Annotated in this window: 17 protein-coding genes and 1 tRNA gene; 11 read left to right on the top strand and 7 right to left on the bottom strand. The window is 67.2% G+C overall.

The features are described from left to right. The first annotated feature begins 138 nt into the window (after nucleotides 1-138). Nucleotides 139-987: a class I SAM-dependent methyltransferase gene (locus AC1RIF_RS24490; protein ID WP_492603971.1), complete on the top strand. Its 849-nt coding sequence runs from the start codon at nucleotides 139-141 to the stop codon at nucleotides 985-987. A gap of 12 nt (nucleotides 988-999) precedes the next feature. On the opposite strand, the gene AC1RIF_RS24485 is transcribed toward AC1RIF_RS24490, so the two are convergent. The 4 genes from AC1RIF_RS24485 to AC1RIF_RS24470 form a co-directional block, all read right to left on the bottom strand. Continuing rightward, nucleotides 1,000-1,752 carry an amino acid ABC transporter ATP-binding protein gene (locus AC1RIF_RS24485; protein ID WP_492604019.1) on the bottom strand — a complete coding sequence of 251 codons (753 nt, stop codon included), beginning with the start codon at nucleotides 1,750-1,752 and terminating at the stop codon, nucleotides 1,000-1,002. Between the two features lie 8 nt (nucleotides 1,753-1,760). Beyond that, nucleotides 1,761-2,702, bottom strand: coding sequence for an amino acid ABC transporter permease (locus AC1RIF_RS24480; protein WP_492603970.1), 942 nt, complete (start codon nucleotides 2,700-2,702; stop codon nucleotides 1,761-1,763). A 20-nt stretch (nucleotides 2,703-2,722) separates the two neighbouring features. After that, nucleotides 2,723-3,562, bottom strand: coding sequence for an ABC transporter substrate-binding protein (locus AC1RIF_RS24475; RefSeq protein WP_492604018.1), 840 nt, complete (start codon nucleotides 3,560-3,562; stop codon nucleotides 2,723-2,725). Nucleotides 3,563-3,728: 166 nt separating this feature from the next. Further along, nucleotides 3,729-4,826 carry an isocitrate/isopropylmalate dehydrogenase family protein gene (locus AC1RIF_RS24470; RefSeq protein ID WP_492603969.1) on the bottom strand — a complete coding sequence of 366 codons (1,098 nt, stop codon included), beginning with the start codon at nucleotides 4,824-4,826 and terminating at the stop codon, nucleotides 3,729-3,731. Between the two features lie 19 nt (nucleotides 4,827-4,845). Between AC1RIF_RS24470 and AC1RIF_RS24465 the strand changes: the two genes are divergently transcribed. After that, complete coding sequence (locus AC1RIF_RS24465) at nucleotides 4,846-5,373, top strand: 2'-5' RNA ligase family protein (RefSeq protein WP_492603968.1); 528 nt, start codon at nucleotides 4,846-4,848, stop codon at nucleotides 5,371-5,373. Nucleotides 5,374-5,496: 123 nt separating this feature from the next. Then, on the top strand, nucleotides 5,497-5,868 hold the full coding sequence (gene trxA / locus AC1RIF_RS24460; RefSeq protein WP_492603967.1) for a thioredoxin: 372 nt from the start codon (nucleotides 5,497-5,499) through the stop codon (nucleotides 5,866-5,868). 44 nt (nucleotides 5,869-5,912) lie between these two features. On the opposite strand, the gene polA is transcribed toward trxA, so the two are convergent. Continuing rightward, nucleotides 5,913-8,651: a DNA polymerase I gene (gene polA / locus AC1RIF_RS24455; protein ID WP_492603966.1), complete on the bottom strand. Its 2,739-nt coding sequence runs from the start codon at nucleotides 8,649-8,651 to the stop codon at nucleotides 5,913-5,915. A gap of 92 nt (nucleotides 8,652-8,743) precedes the next feature. After that, nucleotides 8,744-9,364 (bottom strand): ANTAR domain-containing response regulator, encoded by a 621-nt coding sequence (locus AC1RIF_RS24450; protein WP_492603965.1) that lies wholly within the window; start codon nucleotides 9,362-9,364, stop codon nucleotides 8,744-8,746. 109 nt (nucleotides 9,365-9,473) lie between these two features. On the opposite strand from AC1RIF_RS24450, the gene AC1RIF_RS24445 reads away from it, so the two are divergent. The 3 genes from AC1RIF_RS24445 (at nucleotide 9,474) to AC1RIF_RS24435 (ending at nucleotide 10,632) form a co-directional block, all read left to right on the top strand. After that, nucleotides 9,474-9,547: transfer RNA gene (locus AC1RIF_RS24445), tRNA-Leu, on the top strand. Between the two features lie 203 nt (nucleotides 9,548-9,750). Then, entirely contained in the window at nucleotides 9,751-10,110 is a 360-nt protein-coding gene (locus AC1RIF_RS24440) for a hypothetical protein (RefSeq protein ID WP_492603964.1), read from the top strand. A 60-nt stretch (nucleotides 10,111-10,170) separates the two neighbouring features. After that, the gene (locus AC1RIF_RS24435) at nucleotides 10,171-10,632 is read left to right on the top strand and encodes an SRPBCC family protein (RefSeq protein WP_492603963.1); all 462 of its coding nucleotides are present in this window, start codon (nucleotides 10,171-10,173) and stop codon (nucleotides 10,630-10,632) included. Between the two features lie 36 nt (nucleotides 10,633-10,668). Here AC1RIF_RS24435 and AC1RIF_RS24430 read toward each other — a convergent pair whose 3' ends face one another. Then, nucleotides 10,669-11,484 (bottom strand): alpha/beta fold hydrolase, encoded by an 816-nt coding sequence (locus tag AC1RIF_RS24430; protein ID WP_492603962.1) that lies wholly within the window; start codon nucleotides 11,482-11,484, stop codon nucleotides 10,669-10,671. A gap of 433 nt (nucleotides 11,485-11,917) precedes the next feature. On the opposite strand from AC1RIF_RS24430, the gene AC1RIF_RS24425 reads away from it, so the two are divergent. The 5 genes from AC1RIF_RS24425 to AC1RIF_RS24405 all read left to right on the top strand — a co-directional run bounded on the left by AC1RIF_RS24425 (nucleotide 11,918) and on the right by AC1RIF_RS24405 (nucleotide 15,730). After that, complete coding sequence (locus AC1RIF_RS24425; RefSeq protein WP_492603961.1) at nucleotides 11,918-12,370, top strand: Zn-ribbon domain-containing OB-fold protein; 453 nt, start codon at nucleotides 11,918-11,920, stop codon at nucleotides 12,368-12,370. Beyond that, on the top strand, nucleotides 12,367-13,560 hold the full coding sequence (locus tag AC1RIF_RS24420) for a lipid-transfer protein (protein WP_492603960.1): 1,194 nt from the start codon (nucleotides 12,367-12,369) through the stop codon (nucleotides 13,558-13,560). Before AC1RIF_RS24425 ends, AC1RIF_RS24420 begins: the two co-directional genes overlap by 4 nt. 258 nt (nucleotides 13,561-13,818) lie before the next feature. Further along, the gene (locus AC1RIF_RS24415) at nucleotides 13,819-14,148 is read left to right on the top strand and encodes a helix-turn-helix domain-containing protein (RefSeq protein WP_492603959.1); all 330 of its coding nucleotides are present in this window, start codon (nucleotides 13,819-13,821) and stop codon (nucleotides 14,146-14,148) included. Then, nucleotides 14,145-14,987: an IS3 family transposase gene (locus AC1RIF_RS24410; RefSeq protein ID WP_492603958.1), complete on the top strand. Its 843-nt coding sequence runs from the start codon at nucleotides 14,145-14,147 to the stop codon at nucleotides 14,985-14,987. Before AC1RIF_RS24415 ends, AC1RIF_RS24410 begins: the two co-directional genes overlap by 4 nt. An 83-nt stretch (nucleotides 14,988-15,070) precedes the next feature. Beyond that, complete coding sequence (locus AC1RIF_RS24405) at nucleotides 15,071-15,730, top strand: cysteine hydrolase family protein (protein WP_492603957.1); 660 nt, start codon at nucleotides 15,071-15,073, stop codon at nucleotides 15,728-15,730. The last annotated feature ends 394 nt before the right edge of the window (nucleotides 15,731-16,124 follow it).

Raw genomic sequence — 16,124 nt, 5'->3', positions numbered from 1 at the left:
CAACCGGCCGGGCGTGCGCCGAAGACACTCGCGAGCAACAGGGTACGCGACCTAGAGCTAGCTGGGCAAACTCTGACATCACCCGGCCGATTCACCTGGCGGTTCGGAGCGGAGGACGGGTCTCTACGCTTGATACCCATGTCCGACGATCGCCATGCCGCCGCCATTTCCACCCTCGGTACCAGCGGAGTGACCCGCTCCCGGATCGGCACGGAGGCCAGCGAACGCGCGAGCCGCGCGTGGTGGGACGCCGACGCCGACGACTACCACCGCACCCACGGCGAGTTCCTCGGCGTGGATTCCGCGGCCGGTGAGTTCATGTGGTGCCCGGAGGGGCTGCACGAGGGAGACGTCCACCTGCTCGGCGACGTCGCCGGCAAGCGCATTCTCGAGGTCGGATGCGGGTCGGCGCCGTGCTCGCGGTGGCTCGCCGGGCAGGGCGCGGACGTCGTCGGGCTCGACATCTCGATGGGGATGCTCGCGCGCGGCGTCGCCGCGATGGAACAGGGTGGTCCATCCGTTCCGCTGATCCAGGCCGGCGCCGAGTCCCTCCCGTTCCGTGACGCGAGCTTCGACATCGCGTGCTCGGCGTTCGGTGCGGTGCCGTTCGTCGCGGACTCGGCACGGGTGATGTCCGAGGTCGCGCGGGTGCTGCGTCCGGGTGGCCTGTGGGTGTTCGCGGTGAACCACCCGATCCGCTGGATCTTCCCCGACGATCCGGGCCCGCGCGGACTCACCGCCGCGCTCCCCTACTTCGATCGCACGCCGTACGTGGAGGTCGACGACGAGGGGGTGCCCACCTATGTCGAGCATCACCGCACGATCGGTGACCGGGTTCGCGAGGCCGTGGCGGCGGGCCTCGAGGTGCGCGACATCGTCGAACCCGAGTGGCCCGAGTGGCTCGACCGCGAGTGGGGTCAGTGGAGCCCGCTGCGCGGGCAACTGTTCCCCGGCACGGCCATCTTCGTCACCCGCAGACCGCACTGACGGGCGCACGGTTCACAGAAGCTTCGACAGGAAGGCCTTGGTCCGTTCCTGCTGCGGGTTCCCCAGCAGCTGCCTCGGCTCGCCGGCCTCGACCACCACACCGCCGTCCATGAACACCAGCTGGTCGGCGACCTCGCGAGCGAATCCCATCTCGTGGGTGACGACGACCATCGTCATGCCGTCCTTCGCGAGCTGCTTCATGACTCCGAGTACCTCGCCGACGAGTTCGGGATCGAGCGCCGACGTGGGCTCGTCGAAGAGCATGAGCTTGGGGTCCATCGCGAGCGCCCGCGCGATGGCGACGCGCTGCTGCTGCCCACCCGACAGCTGCGCCGGGTAGGCGTCGGCCTTCTCCGCGAGCCCCACCCGGTCGAGCAGGTCGCGAGCCCGCGCGACCGCCTCGGCCCGGGGCACCTTCTTCACCTGCATCGGCGCCTCGATGATGTTCTCGAGGGCGGTGCGGTGCGGGAACAGATTGAAGTGCTGGAACACCATGCCGATGTCGCGACGCTGGCGGGCGGCCGCGCGGGGGCTCAGTTCGTGGAGCTTGCCGCCGCGTTCGGCGTAGCCAACGAGCTCACCGTCGACGTACAGCCGTCCCGCATCGACGCGCTCGAGGTGGTTGATGCAGCGCAGGAACGTGGACTTCCCGGATCCGGACGGGCCGATCAGGCACAGCACCTGCCCTCGTTGGATCTCGAGGGTGATTCCCCGCAACACCTGCAGCGCGCCGTAGTTCTTGCACACGCGCTCGGCGCGGACCATCGGTGTCGTCACACTGCACCCTCTTCGTCATTCCGCTGCGCCTTGGCGAGAGCCTGCAACTGTCCGGCGGTGAGGGTTCGTGACGCGCCCTTCGAGTAGTGCCGCTCGATGTAGTACTGACCGATCATCAGGACGCTCGTGATCGCCAGGTACCAAGTGGACGCGACCAGCAGGAGTGGCACCGGGTAGAAGTTGGCGCCGGAGATGTCCCGGGCACGGCCGTACAGTTCACCGCTGTAGGGCACGGCCACGACGAGTGACGTGGTCTTGAGCATGCTGATGAGCTCGTTCCCCGTCGGCGGGATGATGACGCGCATCGCCTGCGGCAGCACGGTGCGGCGCATGGTCTGCGCCCACGACATGCCGAGCGCAGTCGATGCCTCGGTCTGGCCTTCGCTCACCGACCCGACACCCGCGCGGACGATCTCGGCCATGTACGCGGCCTCGTTCAGGGCCAGGCCGATCACCGCGAACGTGAAGGCCGCTTCGAGTGTCTTGATGTCGATGTGCACGAACTGGGGCCCGAACGGGACGCCGAGATCGATCGTCTGGTAGATGACCGGGAACAACCCCCACAGCACCAACTGGACATAGACGGGCGTACCGCGGAACACCCACAGATACACCCAGGCGGCGGATCGTAGGACGGGGTTGGGCGACAGCCGCATGACTGCGAGGAGTACGCCGAGCACGATCGCGATCGTCATCGCCAGCACCGTGAGCTGAATCGTCTTCCATGCGGCCGCGGTGATCCTCTTGTCGAAGAGGTACTGGCCGTAGACGTCCCAGTGGAACGCTTCGTTGGTGGCGGCGCCGTAGACGAACAGCCCGAGCAGCCCCAGCACCACGATCGCCCCGACCCAGCGCCAGGGATGCCGCAGTGGGACCGCCTTGATCGGCTCCGGTTCGGAGGCCGCCACGTCCGGTGGCCGGCTCTCGTTGGCTGGCATGGCTGTTCCCTCTCCCGTGCTCACTGCGTTGCGCCGTTGATGACCGAGGTTTCGATGATCCCCGCTTCGACTCCCCACGCTTCGGCTATCGCGCGGTACTGGCCACCGTCGATGAGGTACTGCACTGCCTGCTGCAGCACGGGCCCGAGGGGCGAGCCCTTCGCGATCACCCACCCGTAGGGGCTCGCGTCGTATATGCCGCCGGCCGTCACGAGGCGCCCGTTGCTGCGCTTGATCGCGTACGCAGTCACCGGCGAATCGGCCGACAGGGCATCGACGCGACCGAGGATCAACGCATTCGCGGCATCGTCCTGGCTGTCGTACTTGACCTTCCGGATCGGCGGTTCACCGGCGGCGACACACGCCTCACTCTTGGCCGGAACTTCCTCGATGTCCTCGATGGTGGTCGTCTGCACGCCCACACGCAGCCCGCAGGCATTGTCGGGGTCGACGTCGTCGCCCGCCCGTTGCGCCCACTGCACGCCGGCGCTGTAGTAGGTGACGAAGTCCACGGACTTCTCGCGTTCGAGGGTGTCGGTGAACGACGACATGCCGACGTCCAGAGTTCCGGCCTGCACGGCGGGGATGATCTTGTCGAAGTCGGTCTCCTTGACGTCGAGGGTCAGTCCGAGAACCGCTCCGACAGCCTCGAGGAGATCGACGTCGAATCCGACGATCGCCCCGTTCTCGTCCTTGAACTCGTTGGGCGCGTACGGCGGATTGCTACCGACCCGGAGGCGCCCGGACGCGGCGATCGCGGGCGGCAACTGATCGGCGATCGCGTCGACACGCGGGACCTCGATCGGCGGCAGCACCGGAACGAGCCCCTCGTTGTTCGTCACGCAGCCCGTGACCGTCATCGCGATCGACACCAGCAGCGCCCCGACGACAATCCGGAACGACCGTGTTCGCCGACCGCCGGTGGCGGCGGCCACTCGTCCGAACATCGGTCATTCCTCCCATCTCCGGCCGTTTGGACCCCGAAACCCTACTGTCTCGACGGCCCACCACGGAAGTTGATCATGGTCATCGCCGAATCACCCGTGCGATCACCGATTCCGTGAACTCGCTCGTCGACGCGAGCCCGCCCAGATCCGCGGTGGCCACCCCCGCTTCGACGGTGCGTTCGACGCCGTTGCGGATCCGTGCGGATGCGGCGGCGAACCTCTGGTCGTGTCCAGTCGAGGCCAGCCAGTCGAGCAGCATCGCCGCCGACAGCATCAAGGCCGTCGGGTTCGCGCGGTTGTGTCCGGAGATGTCCGGGGCCGCGCCGTGCGCCGCCTGCGCCATGGCCTTCGATCCCGACGCGTTGATCGACGCCGCCGTGCCCAGCGACCCGGACAGCTCTGCGGCCAGATCGGACAGAATGTCCCCGAACATGTTCTCGGTGACGACGACGTCGTACTCTTCACCGCAGCGCACCAGGTATGCGGCCATCGCGTCGACGTGCTCGTCGTCGAGTCGGACGTCCGGATAGTGCTCGGCCACCTCCCGGCAGACGTCCCGGAACAGGCCGGTGGTGGTCGAGAGCACATTGGCCTTGTGCACCACCGTCACTCGCTTGCGGCGGCGGCGCGCGAGATCGAAGGCGGAGTGCGCGATCCGTTCGCACGCCTGCCGGGTGACGACCGCGACCGCCATTGCGACGTCCGGGGTGGGCATGAACTCACCGCTGCCGGCGAACATGTTGCGGTCGGCGTAGAAGCCTTCGGTGTTCTCCCGGACGATGACCAGGTCCATGCGCGGGGACACCGCTCGCACACCCGGCAGGGCGCGCGCCGGCCGGATGTTCGCGTAAAGGTCGAATCGTTTGCGGATCATCCCGCCGGGGGTCAGCTGCATCTGGAACGGCTCGGGATACGACGCGCTGTCGTGTGGGCCGAGGATCCACGAATCGAGTTCGGCAAGCGCGACGAGGGTGCTCTCGGGCGTCGGCGACCCGTGGGTGGCGATCGCGTCGTACCCGATCGGGAGCGGCACCCAGTCCACCTCGGCGAGCCCCGCCGCGGCCACGGCGGCGTCGACGACGTCCCGGGTGGCCGGCACTATCTCGCGTCCGATGCCGTCGCCCTGCAGCAGGCCGATCCGCGCTTTCGGCAAATCTCCTGTACTCACGCTCCCCATCAGGCAATCATTACTCACGATGGTCCAGTCCGTGGAGTTGCTTCTCGACCGCGATGTCGACGCGACCGTACGAGCCGAGTGGCGCCGGCTCTCGTCCGCGCGCCTGCCGAGCCAGGACCGCATCACCGCCGACTCCAACCGGCCGCACGTCACGCTCGGTGTCGCGCACCATGTTCCCCCCGACGTCGAGGTCGCGCTGGTCCGCGAACTGCCGTCGGCCCCGCTGTCCCTGCGCCTCGGCGGCGTCGTGGTGTTCGGCGGTCGCCGGCTCACCCTCGCCCGGCTGGTAGTGCCCACCACCGAGCTGCTGACTCTCCAGAGGATCGTCTACGAACTGATGGTCGATTGTGAGGGGGTGCCCTCGCACATCGTTCCGGGCGAGTGGACGCCGCACGTGACGCTGTCGCGGCGGCTCCAGGCGACGGATCTCGGCACGGCGGTCGTGGTGACGAGGGCCGGCAGCCGTGACGTCGTCGGCCGGTCGGACGGCATCCGGCGGTGGGATTCCGACGCCAGACGTGAGTGGCTGATCACACGGCGGCCCTGATTCGACGCCGCACGCGATCTCGCGCCCGCCGGATGCGGAAGAATTCGCAGAACGGGAGTGTTGAACGGGCCAACGGGCCGATCATCCTGACGACTCCCCGACGACACCCTCGGAAGGACCCCTGTGGCTACCCAGACTCTGACCCAGCAGAACTTCAAGCAGATCGTCGACGACAACGACATCGTTCTCGTCGACTTCTGGGCTTCGTGGTGCGGGCCGTGCCGCTCCTTCGCGCCCACGTTCGAGGCTTCCGCCGAGAAGCACGCCGATGTCGTGCACGGCAAGGTCGACACCGAAGCGGAGCAGGAGTTCGCCGCCGGCGCCGGGATCCGTTCGATCCCGACGATCATGGCGTTCCGTGAGGGCGTGCTGGTGTTCAATCAGGCCGGCGCCCTTCCTCCCGCCGCGCTCGAAGACCTGATTACCCAGGTCAAGGCCCTCGACATGGACGAGGTGCGCAAGCAGATCGCCGCGCAGGCGCCGTCCGGCAACTGACCGGCACCTGACGCAGCAATCTCTGGGACGCCGACCGGCGCACATCAGTGCGCCGCGGCGTCCCAGCTTCGTCCGGTGCCGACCGACACCTCGAGCGGCACCGACAGTTCGATGGCCGACGCCATCTTCTCCCGCACCAACTCCTCCACGCGCTCGCGCTCGCCGGCGGCGACCTCGAGAACGAGTTCGTCGTGCACCTGCAGCAGCATCCGGGACGCGAGCCCGGCTTCCTGCAGCGAACGCTGGACGTCGATCATCGCGACCTTGATGATGTCGGCCGCGGTGCCCTGAATGGGTGCGTTGAGTGCGGCCCGCTCGGCCACCTCACGGCGCTGACGGTTGTCGCTGTTGAGGTCGGGGAGGTAGCGCCGACGCCCGAACAGGGTCTCGGTGTAGCCGACCTTGCGGGCCTGCTCGACCACCTCGTGCAGGTAGTCGCGGACGCCGCCGAACCGCGCGAAGTACGCGTCCATCTGCTGCTTGGCCTCGTCGGTGGAGATCTTGAGCTGCGCGGCGAGGCCGAACGCGCTCAGACCGTACGCCAGGCCGTACGACATCGCCTTGACTCGGCGACGCAGCTCCGGCGTGACCTCCTCGATCGGCACGCCGAAGGCCCGGGCACCGACGAAGCTGTGCAGGTCCTCGCCCGTGTTGAACGCCTCGATCAGGCCCTCGTCGCGGGACAGGTGCGCCATGATGCGCATCTCGATCTGGCTGTAGTCGGCGGTGAGCAACGTCTCGAAGCCGTCACCGACGACGAAGCCGTCGCGGATCTGCCGGCCCGCGTCGGTCCGAACGGGAATGTTCTGCAGGTTGGGCTCCGTCGACGACAGTCGACCGGTCGCGGCCACGGTCTGGTTGAACGTGGTGTGGATCCGGCCGTCGTCCGCGACGGTCTTGAGCAGACCGTCGACGGTGACCTTGAGACGCGTCGCGTCGCGGTGTGCGAGCAGGTGCTCGAGGAACGGGTGCTGAGTCTTCTCGAACAGCGACTGCAGCGCGTCGGCGTCGGTGGTGTAGCCGGTCTTGGTCTTCTTCGTCTTCGGCATCTCGAGCTCGTCGAAGAGCACCACCTGGAGCTGTTTGGGCGAGCCCAGGTTGATCTGCTTGCCGATCACCTCGTATGCCGCGTCGGCCGCCTCGGCAACCCGGGCGGCGAACGTGCTCTGCAGGTCGTGCAGGTGTGCCGTGTCGACGGCGATGCCCGTCGCCTCGAGCTCTGCCAGCACCGCGAGCAGTGGGAGCTCCATGTCGGCAAGGAGTCCGGTGCCCTCGATGTCCGCGAGCTCGGTGTCCAAGGCCGCCGCGAGATCGACGACGGCGCGGGCACGGAGAATCTCGCCTTCGGCAGCCTCGGCGTCCGCCGCCTCTTCGTCATCGAGCAGCGAAAGCTGTTGCTGCCCCGACTCTTCCACCCGAAGTTCCCGCTTGAGGTAGCGCAGTGACAGATCGTCGAGGTTGAAACTGCGCTGCCCGGGGCGAACAAGGTACGCGGCCAGCGCGGTGTCACTGGTCAGGCCCGCCAGCGTCCACCCACGACCCCACAGGGCGTGAATCGCGCGCTTCGCCTCGTGCAGGGCCTTGGGCTGCGCAGGGTCGGCCAGCCACGCGACGAGCGCCGCCTCGTCCTCCGGCGTCACCGTGGCGGCCGCAATGTACGCACCCTCACCGTCGGAGGCCGCGATCGCGATCGCGGTGACATCTCCCCCGTAGGGTGTACCCGAGCCGACGACGGACAACCCGTGCCGCTCGCAGGTCGACGCGTGGTCCGCGATCCAGCCGGTCACCTCGCCGGGAGCCAGTGCGCGACCACGAACCTCGAAGCCCTCCTCGGCCTCCGGCTCGGCCGACGCCAGCGTCGCGAACAGTCGGTCGCGCAGCACCTTGAACTCGAGGTCGTCGAACAGCGCGTGGATGCGTTCACGGTCCCACGGCGCCAGCGCCAACTGGTCCGGCGTGTAGGGCAGCGTCACGTCGCGCACCATCTCGGTGAGCTGACGGTTGAGGACCACGGCCGGCAGGTTGGCCCGCAGCGACTCGCCCACCTTGCCCTTGACCTGGTCGACCTTGTCGACGAGATTCTCGAACGATCCGTACTCGCGGATCCACTTCGCGGCGGTCTTCTCCCCGACGCCCGGGATGCCCGGGAGGTTGTCGCTCGGGTCGCCGCGCAGGGCCGCGTAGTCCGGGTACTGCTGCGGGGTGAGCCCGTACTTCTCCTCGACCGCGTCGGGAGTGAAGCGGGTGAGATCCGAGACACCCTTGCGGGGGTACAGAACGGTGACGTCGTCGGTCACCAATTGCAACGCATCGCGGTCGCCGGTCACGACCAGCACGCGGTAGCCGAGCGCGGTGGCCTGGGTGGTGAGTGTCGCGATGATGTCGTCAGCTTCGAAGCCCTCGATCGCCATCACCGGGATGCCCATCGCGCCGAGGACGTCCTTGGTGATCTCGACCTGACCCTTGAACTCGTCCGGGGTCTTGCTGCGGTTCGCCTTGTACTCGGGGAAGGCCTCCGCGCGGAACGTCTGCCGCGAGACGTCGAACGCGGCCGCGACGTGCGTCGGCTGCTCGTCGCGCAGAAGGTTGATCAGCATCGACGTGAACCCGTAGACCGCATTGGTGGTCTGCCCACTCTGCGTCTTGAAATTCTCGGCGGGCAGCGCGAAGAAGGCGCGGTAGGCGAGCGAGTGCCCGTCGAGCAGCAGCAGCGTCGGCCGCTCCGTGCCGGACGCGTCGGGGGTGGCGGAGGCAGTGGACGAGGACGTGGATGCGGGGCTCACGGTTGACCAGTCTAGGGAGCCGGGCCGACAGCGACGTCCTTCGTACCCGCGCGTCGTCCGGCCGGTGAGCTCACAGCACCGTCAGAGGGTCCTCAATCGCCCGCGGCGTCGGCGCCCAGCGTGTCGAGAACCACCTCGGCGACGGCCTTCATCGTCGTCCGACGATCCATGGCGGCACGCTGGATCCACTTGAAGGCCTCGGGCTCGGACAGCCCCTGGGACTGCATGAGCATGCCCTTGGCACGTTCGATCACCTTGCGGGTCTCGAGCCGGTCCGACAGGTTGGCGACCTCCCGCTCGAGCAAGGAGATTTCGGTGAATCGACTCGCCGCCAACTCGACCGCAGGTACCAGGTCCGCCTTCGAGAACGGCTTGACGAGGTACGCCATGGCCCCCGCGTCACGCGCCCGCTCGACCAGTTCGCGCTGACTGAACGCCGTCAGGATGACCACGGGGGCAATTCGTTTCGCGGCGATCTCCGAAGCGGCATCGATCCCGTCGCGGCGCGGCATCTTCACGTCCATGATCACCAGATCCGGCCGCAGTTCCTCCGCCAACTCGACGGCACGCTGACCGTCACCGGCCTCACCGACGACGTCGTAGCCCTCCTCGCGGAGCATCTCCACCAGATCGAGCCTGATCAACGCCTCGTCTTCCGCCACCACCACACGCCGCGGCTGTCGTTCGGTGCCCTGCGTGGCGGGAGCGTTCATAGTCACCAATCTCCTCGAGTCGGCGCCCGCGGATCGGGGCGCGAACGATTCGAGGGTACCGGTGGTTTGACTGAAGCCCGCGATCTTCTAGAGTAGGAACCCGCAAGACGCCCTCGTATCCCAATTGGCAGAGGAAACGGATTCAAAACCCGTGCAGTGTGAGTTCGAGTCTCACCGAGGGCACCGAGAACGACCACCGACCGAACCCGCTGTCGGCGGATCTTCCCCGCGAGTGCGCGACGCCCCGGAAGCCTGGAAAGCCCAGGAACCCGACCGGTAGGTCATTCGGCCGCCCACGCGGAATGCCGAGTGGCGCAATGGTCGACACCGCCGCCGAGCTCGTGTCGCCGCGCACTCGTCCCCGGCCGATCTGATAGCAAGACGTCATGTGGCTGAACCGGATCGTGGCCGTCGTTCTGGCCGTCGCCTGCGCCGGGACGCTAGGACGACACTTGGTCGAAGCGGCCGATGCGCCCGGGTGGACCTTCGCCTGTCTCGAACTCTGCGCCGTGGCGGCGGTGATCGTCCTCGTGCGGCTACTGCGAACCCCGGACCGCGAGCCCGCCCTGTTCGCTGCGCTGGCCTACCTCGCTTTCGGTGCGATCGTCATCGTCGGCGACGCAGTGGCGGGCGACTACACCACTGCCGTCATCGCCGCGGCCACCTTGCCCGTCGTCCCCGGAGTGCTCCTCGGGGATCCGCGCACGAGGCGGTGGGTCAACCGAGCGGCCGCGTATCGCCGCTGATCTGCTCCCCCGCGGCCTCGTAAACTGGGAACCGACCAGCACTGATCCTGGAGGTTTCCTGTGCCGCCGAATGAGATCCGACTGAGCCGCGAGATCGACGCGACACCTGAAGTGGTGTGGAAGGTTCTGACCGATATCGATCACGCCGCCGACACATTGACCGGTGTGTCACGCATCGAACGGGTCGCGGGAACCGACTACGACGTGGGCACACGCTGGCGCGAGACGCGGCGCATGATGGGCAAGGAGGCCACCGAGGAGATGTGGGTCTCCGAGGTCGACCCGCCGCGACGCACTGTCGTCGAGGCACGCTCGTCAGGCACCGCCTACCGGACCACCTTCGAACTCGAAGAGCGCGAAGGCCGAACCGACCTGACTATGACGTTCGGCGCCCGGCCGGACAATCCGTCGTCGTTCACCCGGCTGATGACGCTGCTGTTCGGCCGGCTCGGCATGCGGGTCACGGCGAAGGTGATGACGCAGGACCTCGACGACATCGCCACGCGCGCCGAACGGCCGTGACCGGCAGGTCCGATCGAGTACCCGAAGTCGACCCGGTCACGCCGACTCTGCCAACGAGTCGAGGATGGCACGGTAGTGGAGGTGCGCCATGAAGTGGCCGCCGGTTCCGATGTTCAAGGTGGACTTGGGAATTCGGGTGGCCAATTCCGTCGGCCACTCCTTGGGGATGAGCCTGTCCGCGTCTCCCCACCACACGTCGACGGGCACTTCGAGTTCCTCCGGCGCAAATCCCCACGGACGCGCCCACGCCCGGTAGTCCTCGACCACACCGGCCGGGATGCGCAGGCCCTCACCGGCCATCGCGGCGAACGCCTGCAGTTCGCCGTGCACGACCTCGGCGTCGGCGGGGGCGAGGGTCCGGGCGGAGATCCGCGCGAACTGTTTCGGCATGGACCGGGCCATCACCGACAGCGAGCGGAACCAGGCGGCGGCCAACCACGGACATCGCTGGGACATCCGGGTACACCATCGATCCATGGGCGTCAGGCGTGCGAAGGTGCCGTCCTCGGTCAGCGGCAGTGCACCCGCGACAATCGCCACCCGGTTGATCCGCGACGCCAAGGCGTAGCCGAGTGCCGCGGCATACTGGCCGCCCATCGACCATCCGAGTACGCCCATGCGTTCGATGCCGAGGCGGTCGGCCAACTCCTCCACGTCCGAGGCCCAGTCGAGGACGGTGCGCCCCGGACTGGGGTCCGACAGGCCGATCCCGGGCCGATCCGGTGAGATGAGCCGGATCCCGGCCGCCTCGGCAACGGGCGCGGCCGCCCGGATGTCGAGTCGGCACGACAGTCCACCGTGGGCATTGACCACGACGAAGCCATCTGCGGGACCGTAGTCGGCGAATCCCATCGACCGACCATCTCGCAGTCTGATCACCCGATCCTCAGGCCTGACAGTCACTCTGGGCACAGCGCACCTCCGACGAGTCGGAATCACGATAACGGTCGGTCGCCCGACAGTGACGGACTTCGACACTTCGAGTTCGCGTCCGTGTCGGCCCAGGCCAGCCGCCTGCCGAGCAGCTTCACGCGACTCCCCCGAACACACGTGTCGCTTTTGGTCGTTTGTTCGGATTCGAGCTGCGATTTCCCGCTCGCCGAGTCTCGCTGGACGGACACCGACGACGGAATCAGACCGTCGCGCGCTCGACCGATCCGGACGGCCGTCCGGTGGATGGGATCGCACATCGCGAATCAGTTAACTCATGCAATACTGCAACCCGTTCCGATGCCGGTCGCCGACCAGACCGGCCGATCAGGCTCGACAAGCAGATGAGGTTTGCATGAGCGACACCGCCACACCGGCCGTAGAGGGCTGGTTCACCACCGGGCCGGAGCCGGCCCTGATCGGCACCAAGTGCCGGTCCTGCGGCACGATTTCGTTCCCGCGGGAGACCACCTTCTGCAAGAACCCGGCGTGCTCCGGCGAAGAGTTCGACGACGTCGAGCTGTCTCGTTTCGGCACGGTGTGGTCGTACACCGACGCACAGTACAAGCCGCCGGCCCCGTACATCGCTGCCACCGATCCCTACGTGCCGTTCGCACTCGCGGCCGTCGAACTGCCCGAGGGCCTCGTCGTGCTCGGCCAGGTGGCCGACGGGTTCGGCGTCGCAGACCTCAAGGTGGGCAATCCGGTCGAGCTGGTCGTCGAGACTCTCTACACGGACGACACGGGCGACCGCAGCATCTGGCGTTGGAAGCCGGTCGCGGCGGCAGAGAACGGAGCACAGGCATGAGCAACAACGATGTGGCCGTCCTCGGTGTCGGCATGCACGCGTGGGGCAAGTGGGGCCACTCGTTCGTCAAGTACGGTGTCGCCGCCGCTCGTGCCGCCCTCGCCGACTCCGGCGTGGACTGGCAGGACGTCGACCTGATCGTCGGAGGCGAGACGGTCCGCAACGGCTACGGCGGCTACGTCGCCGGCGCCACGTTCGCACAGGCCCTCGGCTGGAACGGCGCTCGCGTCGCCACGTCGTACGCTGCGTGCGCGACGGGCGCCCAGGCCCTCGACACCGCCCGCGCCCGGATCCTGGCCGGCCTGTCCGACGTCGCCCTCGTGGTCGGCGCCGACACCACTCCGAAGGGCTTCCTGGCCCCGGTCGCCGGCGAGCGCTGGGACGACCCGGACTGGCTGCGTTTCCGCCTGATGGGCATGACGAATCCGGCGTACTTCGCGCTCAACGCACGTCGCCGCATCGACCTGTACGGCGCGACGCCCGAAGACTTCGCTGCGGTCAAGGTCAAGAACGCCAAGCACGGCCTGAACAACCCGTACGCGCGCTACCGCAAGGAAGTTGCGGCGGCCGACGTTCTCGCCTCGCCGATGGTCGCGGATCCGCTCCACCTGCTCGACATCTGCGCCACCTCCGACGGCGGTGCGGCGATCATCCTGACGTCGATGGAGTACGCCCGCAAGAAGGGCATCGTGGATCCGGTTCGCATCAAGGCGATCTCGACGGTCACGCCGACGTTCCCGCAGACGATCATGGACATGCCGAACTTCTCCACCGAGTCGGCATCCGCGGTCCCCGCACCGGAGCGCACCTTCAAGGAGTCGATCGGCGACGCCGCCTACGAAGAGGCCGGCATCTCCCCCGAGGACGTCGACGTCGCGGAGGTCTACGACCTCGCGACCTCCGTCGAACTCGACTGGATCGAGGACCTCGGGCTGTGCAAGCGCGGTGAGGCCGAACACCTGCTGCGCGCCGGTGACACCTCGATCGGTGGCCGCATCCCCGTCAACCCGTCCGGCGGCCTCGCCTGCTTCGGCGAAGCCGTTCCGGCACAGGCACTCGCGCAGGTCTGCGAGCTCACCTGGCAGCTCCGCGGCCAGGCCGCGGGTCGCCAAGTCGAGGGCGCGCGCGTGGGCATCACCGCGAACCAGGGCCTGTTCGGCCACGGCTCGTCGGTGATCGTCTCCGTCTGACGAACCCTCGGCGATCGAGCGCCCCTCTCCCCCCCTCTGAACTGACCCCCGGGAGTTGGACTGAGAAATCAGTTCCGACTCCCGGGGGTCAGTGTTTTGGATAGACGAAGTTCGCTGACGCAAGAGCAGCGCATCGCAGCAGTAGCGTTGTTCGAGAAAGGTGCGGCTTCGAGGGCCGTAGCGACGTCGTTGGAGGTACCCCGCGATCCGATTCGTAGGTTGCACCAGCGGTGGCGGGTCCGAGGCAGAGGAGTGCTGGTGTCGAAGAGGGCAACGCCTGCTGTGTATCCGTTCGAACTGAAACTGGACCTTGTGCAGCGGTTCCTCGCGGGCGAGACACTCGCGGAGCTGGCGGAGGAAGGCGGGTTGTCTTCGCCTGTCCTGCTGCGTAGGTGGGTTCGGGAGTATCGCGCTCACGGCGAAGATGCGTTGCGGCCGAAGCCGAAGGGGCGACCAGCCAAGAGCACGGTCACGGGCGAGGAGACGGAGCTGGACCGTCTTCGCCGTGAGGTCGAGTATCTCCGGGCGGAGAACGCGTACCTGGGAAAATCGCGGGCCTTGATGGAGGAGAAACGACGGACAAGGTGAACGCCGTCGTTGCCCTCGAGGCCGTCCATTCCCTCACCACGTTGCTGAAGATCGCCGGTCTTGCGCGGTCGACGTTCTTCTACCACCAAGCCAGGCTGTCCGAGCCGGACAAGCACGCGGAGCTCAAGACCGCGATCCGGCAGATCTTCGACCGGCACGGCGGCCGCTACGGGCATCGCCGCATCCACCAGCGGCTGCGCCGCGAGGACTGGGTTCTGTCGAAGAAGACCGTCCTGAAGCTGATGAATACACTCGGGCTCCGTTGCGCGATCCGTCGCAAACGCTATGTCTCGTTCAAGGGCGAGGCCGGCAAGATCGCCCCGAACTTGTTGAGGCGCGACTTCACGACCACGGGGACGAGCCAGAAGTGGGTCACCGACGTGACGGAGTTTCGTGTCGGCGAGCAGAAGGTCTACCTCTCGACGGTGATGGATCTGTTCGATCGGCAGATCATCGGTCACGCGCACGGAACTTCCCCGAATCTCGCGTTGACGAACACGTCGCTGCGCCGGGCGTTGAAGACCAGGCACCGAGGGCAGAAGCCGATCGTCCACTCCGATCAAGGATTCCAGTATCAGCATGTTTCCTGGCGGCGACTACTGAAGGGGCGTGCGATCCAGTCGATGTCGCGCAAGGGCAACTGCCTCGACAACGCGGTCATGGAGAGCTTCTTCGGGCATTTGAAGGACGAGCTCTACTGCAACACCACGTTCCTCACTGTCGACACTCTCACCGTCGCGATCGATGACTACATCGCATGGTTCAACACCGAACGAAGCCACTCAACGCTGAAGGGCCTGAGCCCGGTTGAATACCGGGCTCAGGCCCTTGCCGCATAGCCCCGTTACGATCTCACTTGGCCAGTCCAACTTCCAGGGAGTAGTTCACTCCGGGAGAGGGGCGCTTCGCTATGTTCGACGGTATGACGGATACGACGGCGGCCCTCGACGAACACGTTCGCCCACACCTCGATTCGTCAGCACTCGTGGTGATCGACATGCAGAACGACTTCATGGACGACGGTCCGCTCCCGGTTCCGGGGACCACAGCAGTGCTCCCCGCACTCGCCCACCTCGTCGACGTGTACCGCCGGGCCGCGCGACCGATCGTGCACGTCGTCAGGATCTACGACGGCAACGACGTCGACCTCGTGCGCCGGACGGCCATCACGCGTGACGACGCTCCCGTCGCCCGGCCCGGCACCGCCGGCTCGCAAGTGGTCCCCGGACTCCTTCCCGCCGACGCCTCGCCACTCGATCCGAAACTCCTCGTCGAGGGCGTGTTCCAGTCGGTCGGCCCGTCCGAGTCGGTGATGTGGAAGCCACGCTGGAGCGCCTTCCACCGGACCCGATTGAACGAGCACCTGTCCCAACTCGGTGTCGATACCGTCGTCGTCGCCGGCTGCAATCTTCCGAACTGCCCGCGGGCCACACTGTTCGACGCGAGCGCTCACGACTACCGGACCGTTCTCGCCTCCGATGCGACGTCCCAGATCACACCGGATCGCCTCGCCGACGCCCGCTCGATCGGAGTGGTGCCGTTGTCCACCGAAGCCATCGCAGCCGCATTTCAGCCGATGTGATCCGGCTGTTTGTGCCGGATCGGCACCGTTGCGCAATTCACAACGGGCGCACAGTTTCTGGTCGTGTGTGCGCTTGGTACCGCCTCGGCAGTGATGCACGTCACGGTTCAGGCGGTGACCCTGATCACTGTTTGGACTGTAGTCCAAACTGGGAAACGGACCCGTTCCGCCCGCCGACCTCCCGATTCCGACGAACCCCGAACGCCGTCATGGACGGTCGTACCGAAAAATCGACGGGTGACGCCGACACCGATCCGTCCTAGCGTCGTCAACGGCTCGACACGAACGAGCCACCGCCGTCCCGCTACTCGAATCGCTGCCCCCGCGGGACCGGACTTCGAAGACCTTCCAGGGCAGAAGCGAGGGAATCGCTTCCGGCGCCCACCGACGGGCT

The organism is Prescottella sp. GW823-FHT02E09 (genome assembly GCF_058797375.1).
The sequence above is the reverse complement of the archived record's forward strand: the minus strand, read 5'-3'. Positions and strand labels throughout refer to the sequence as shown.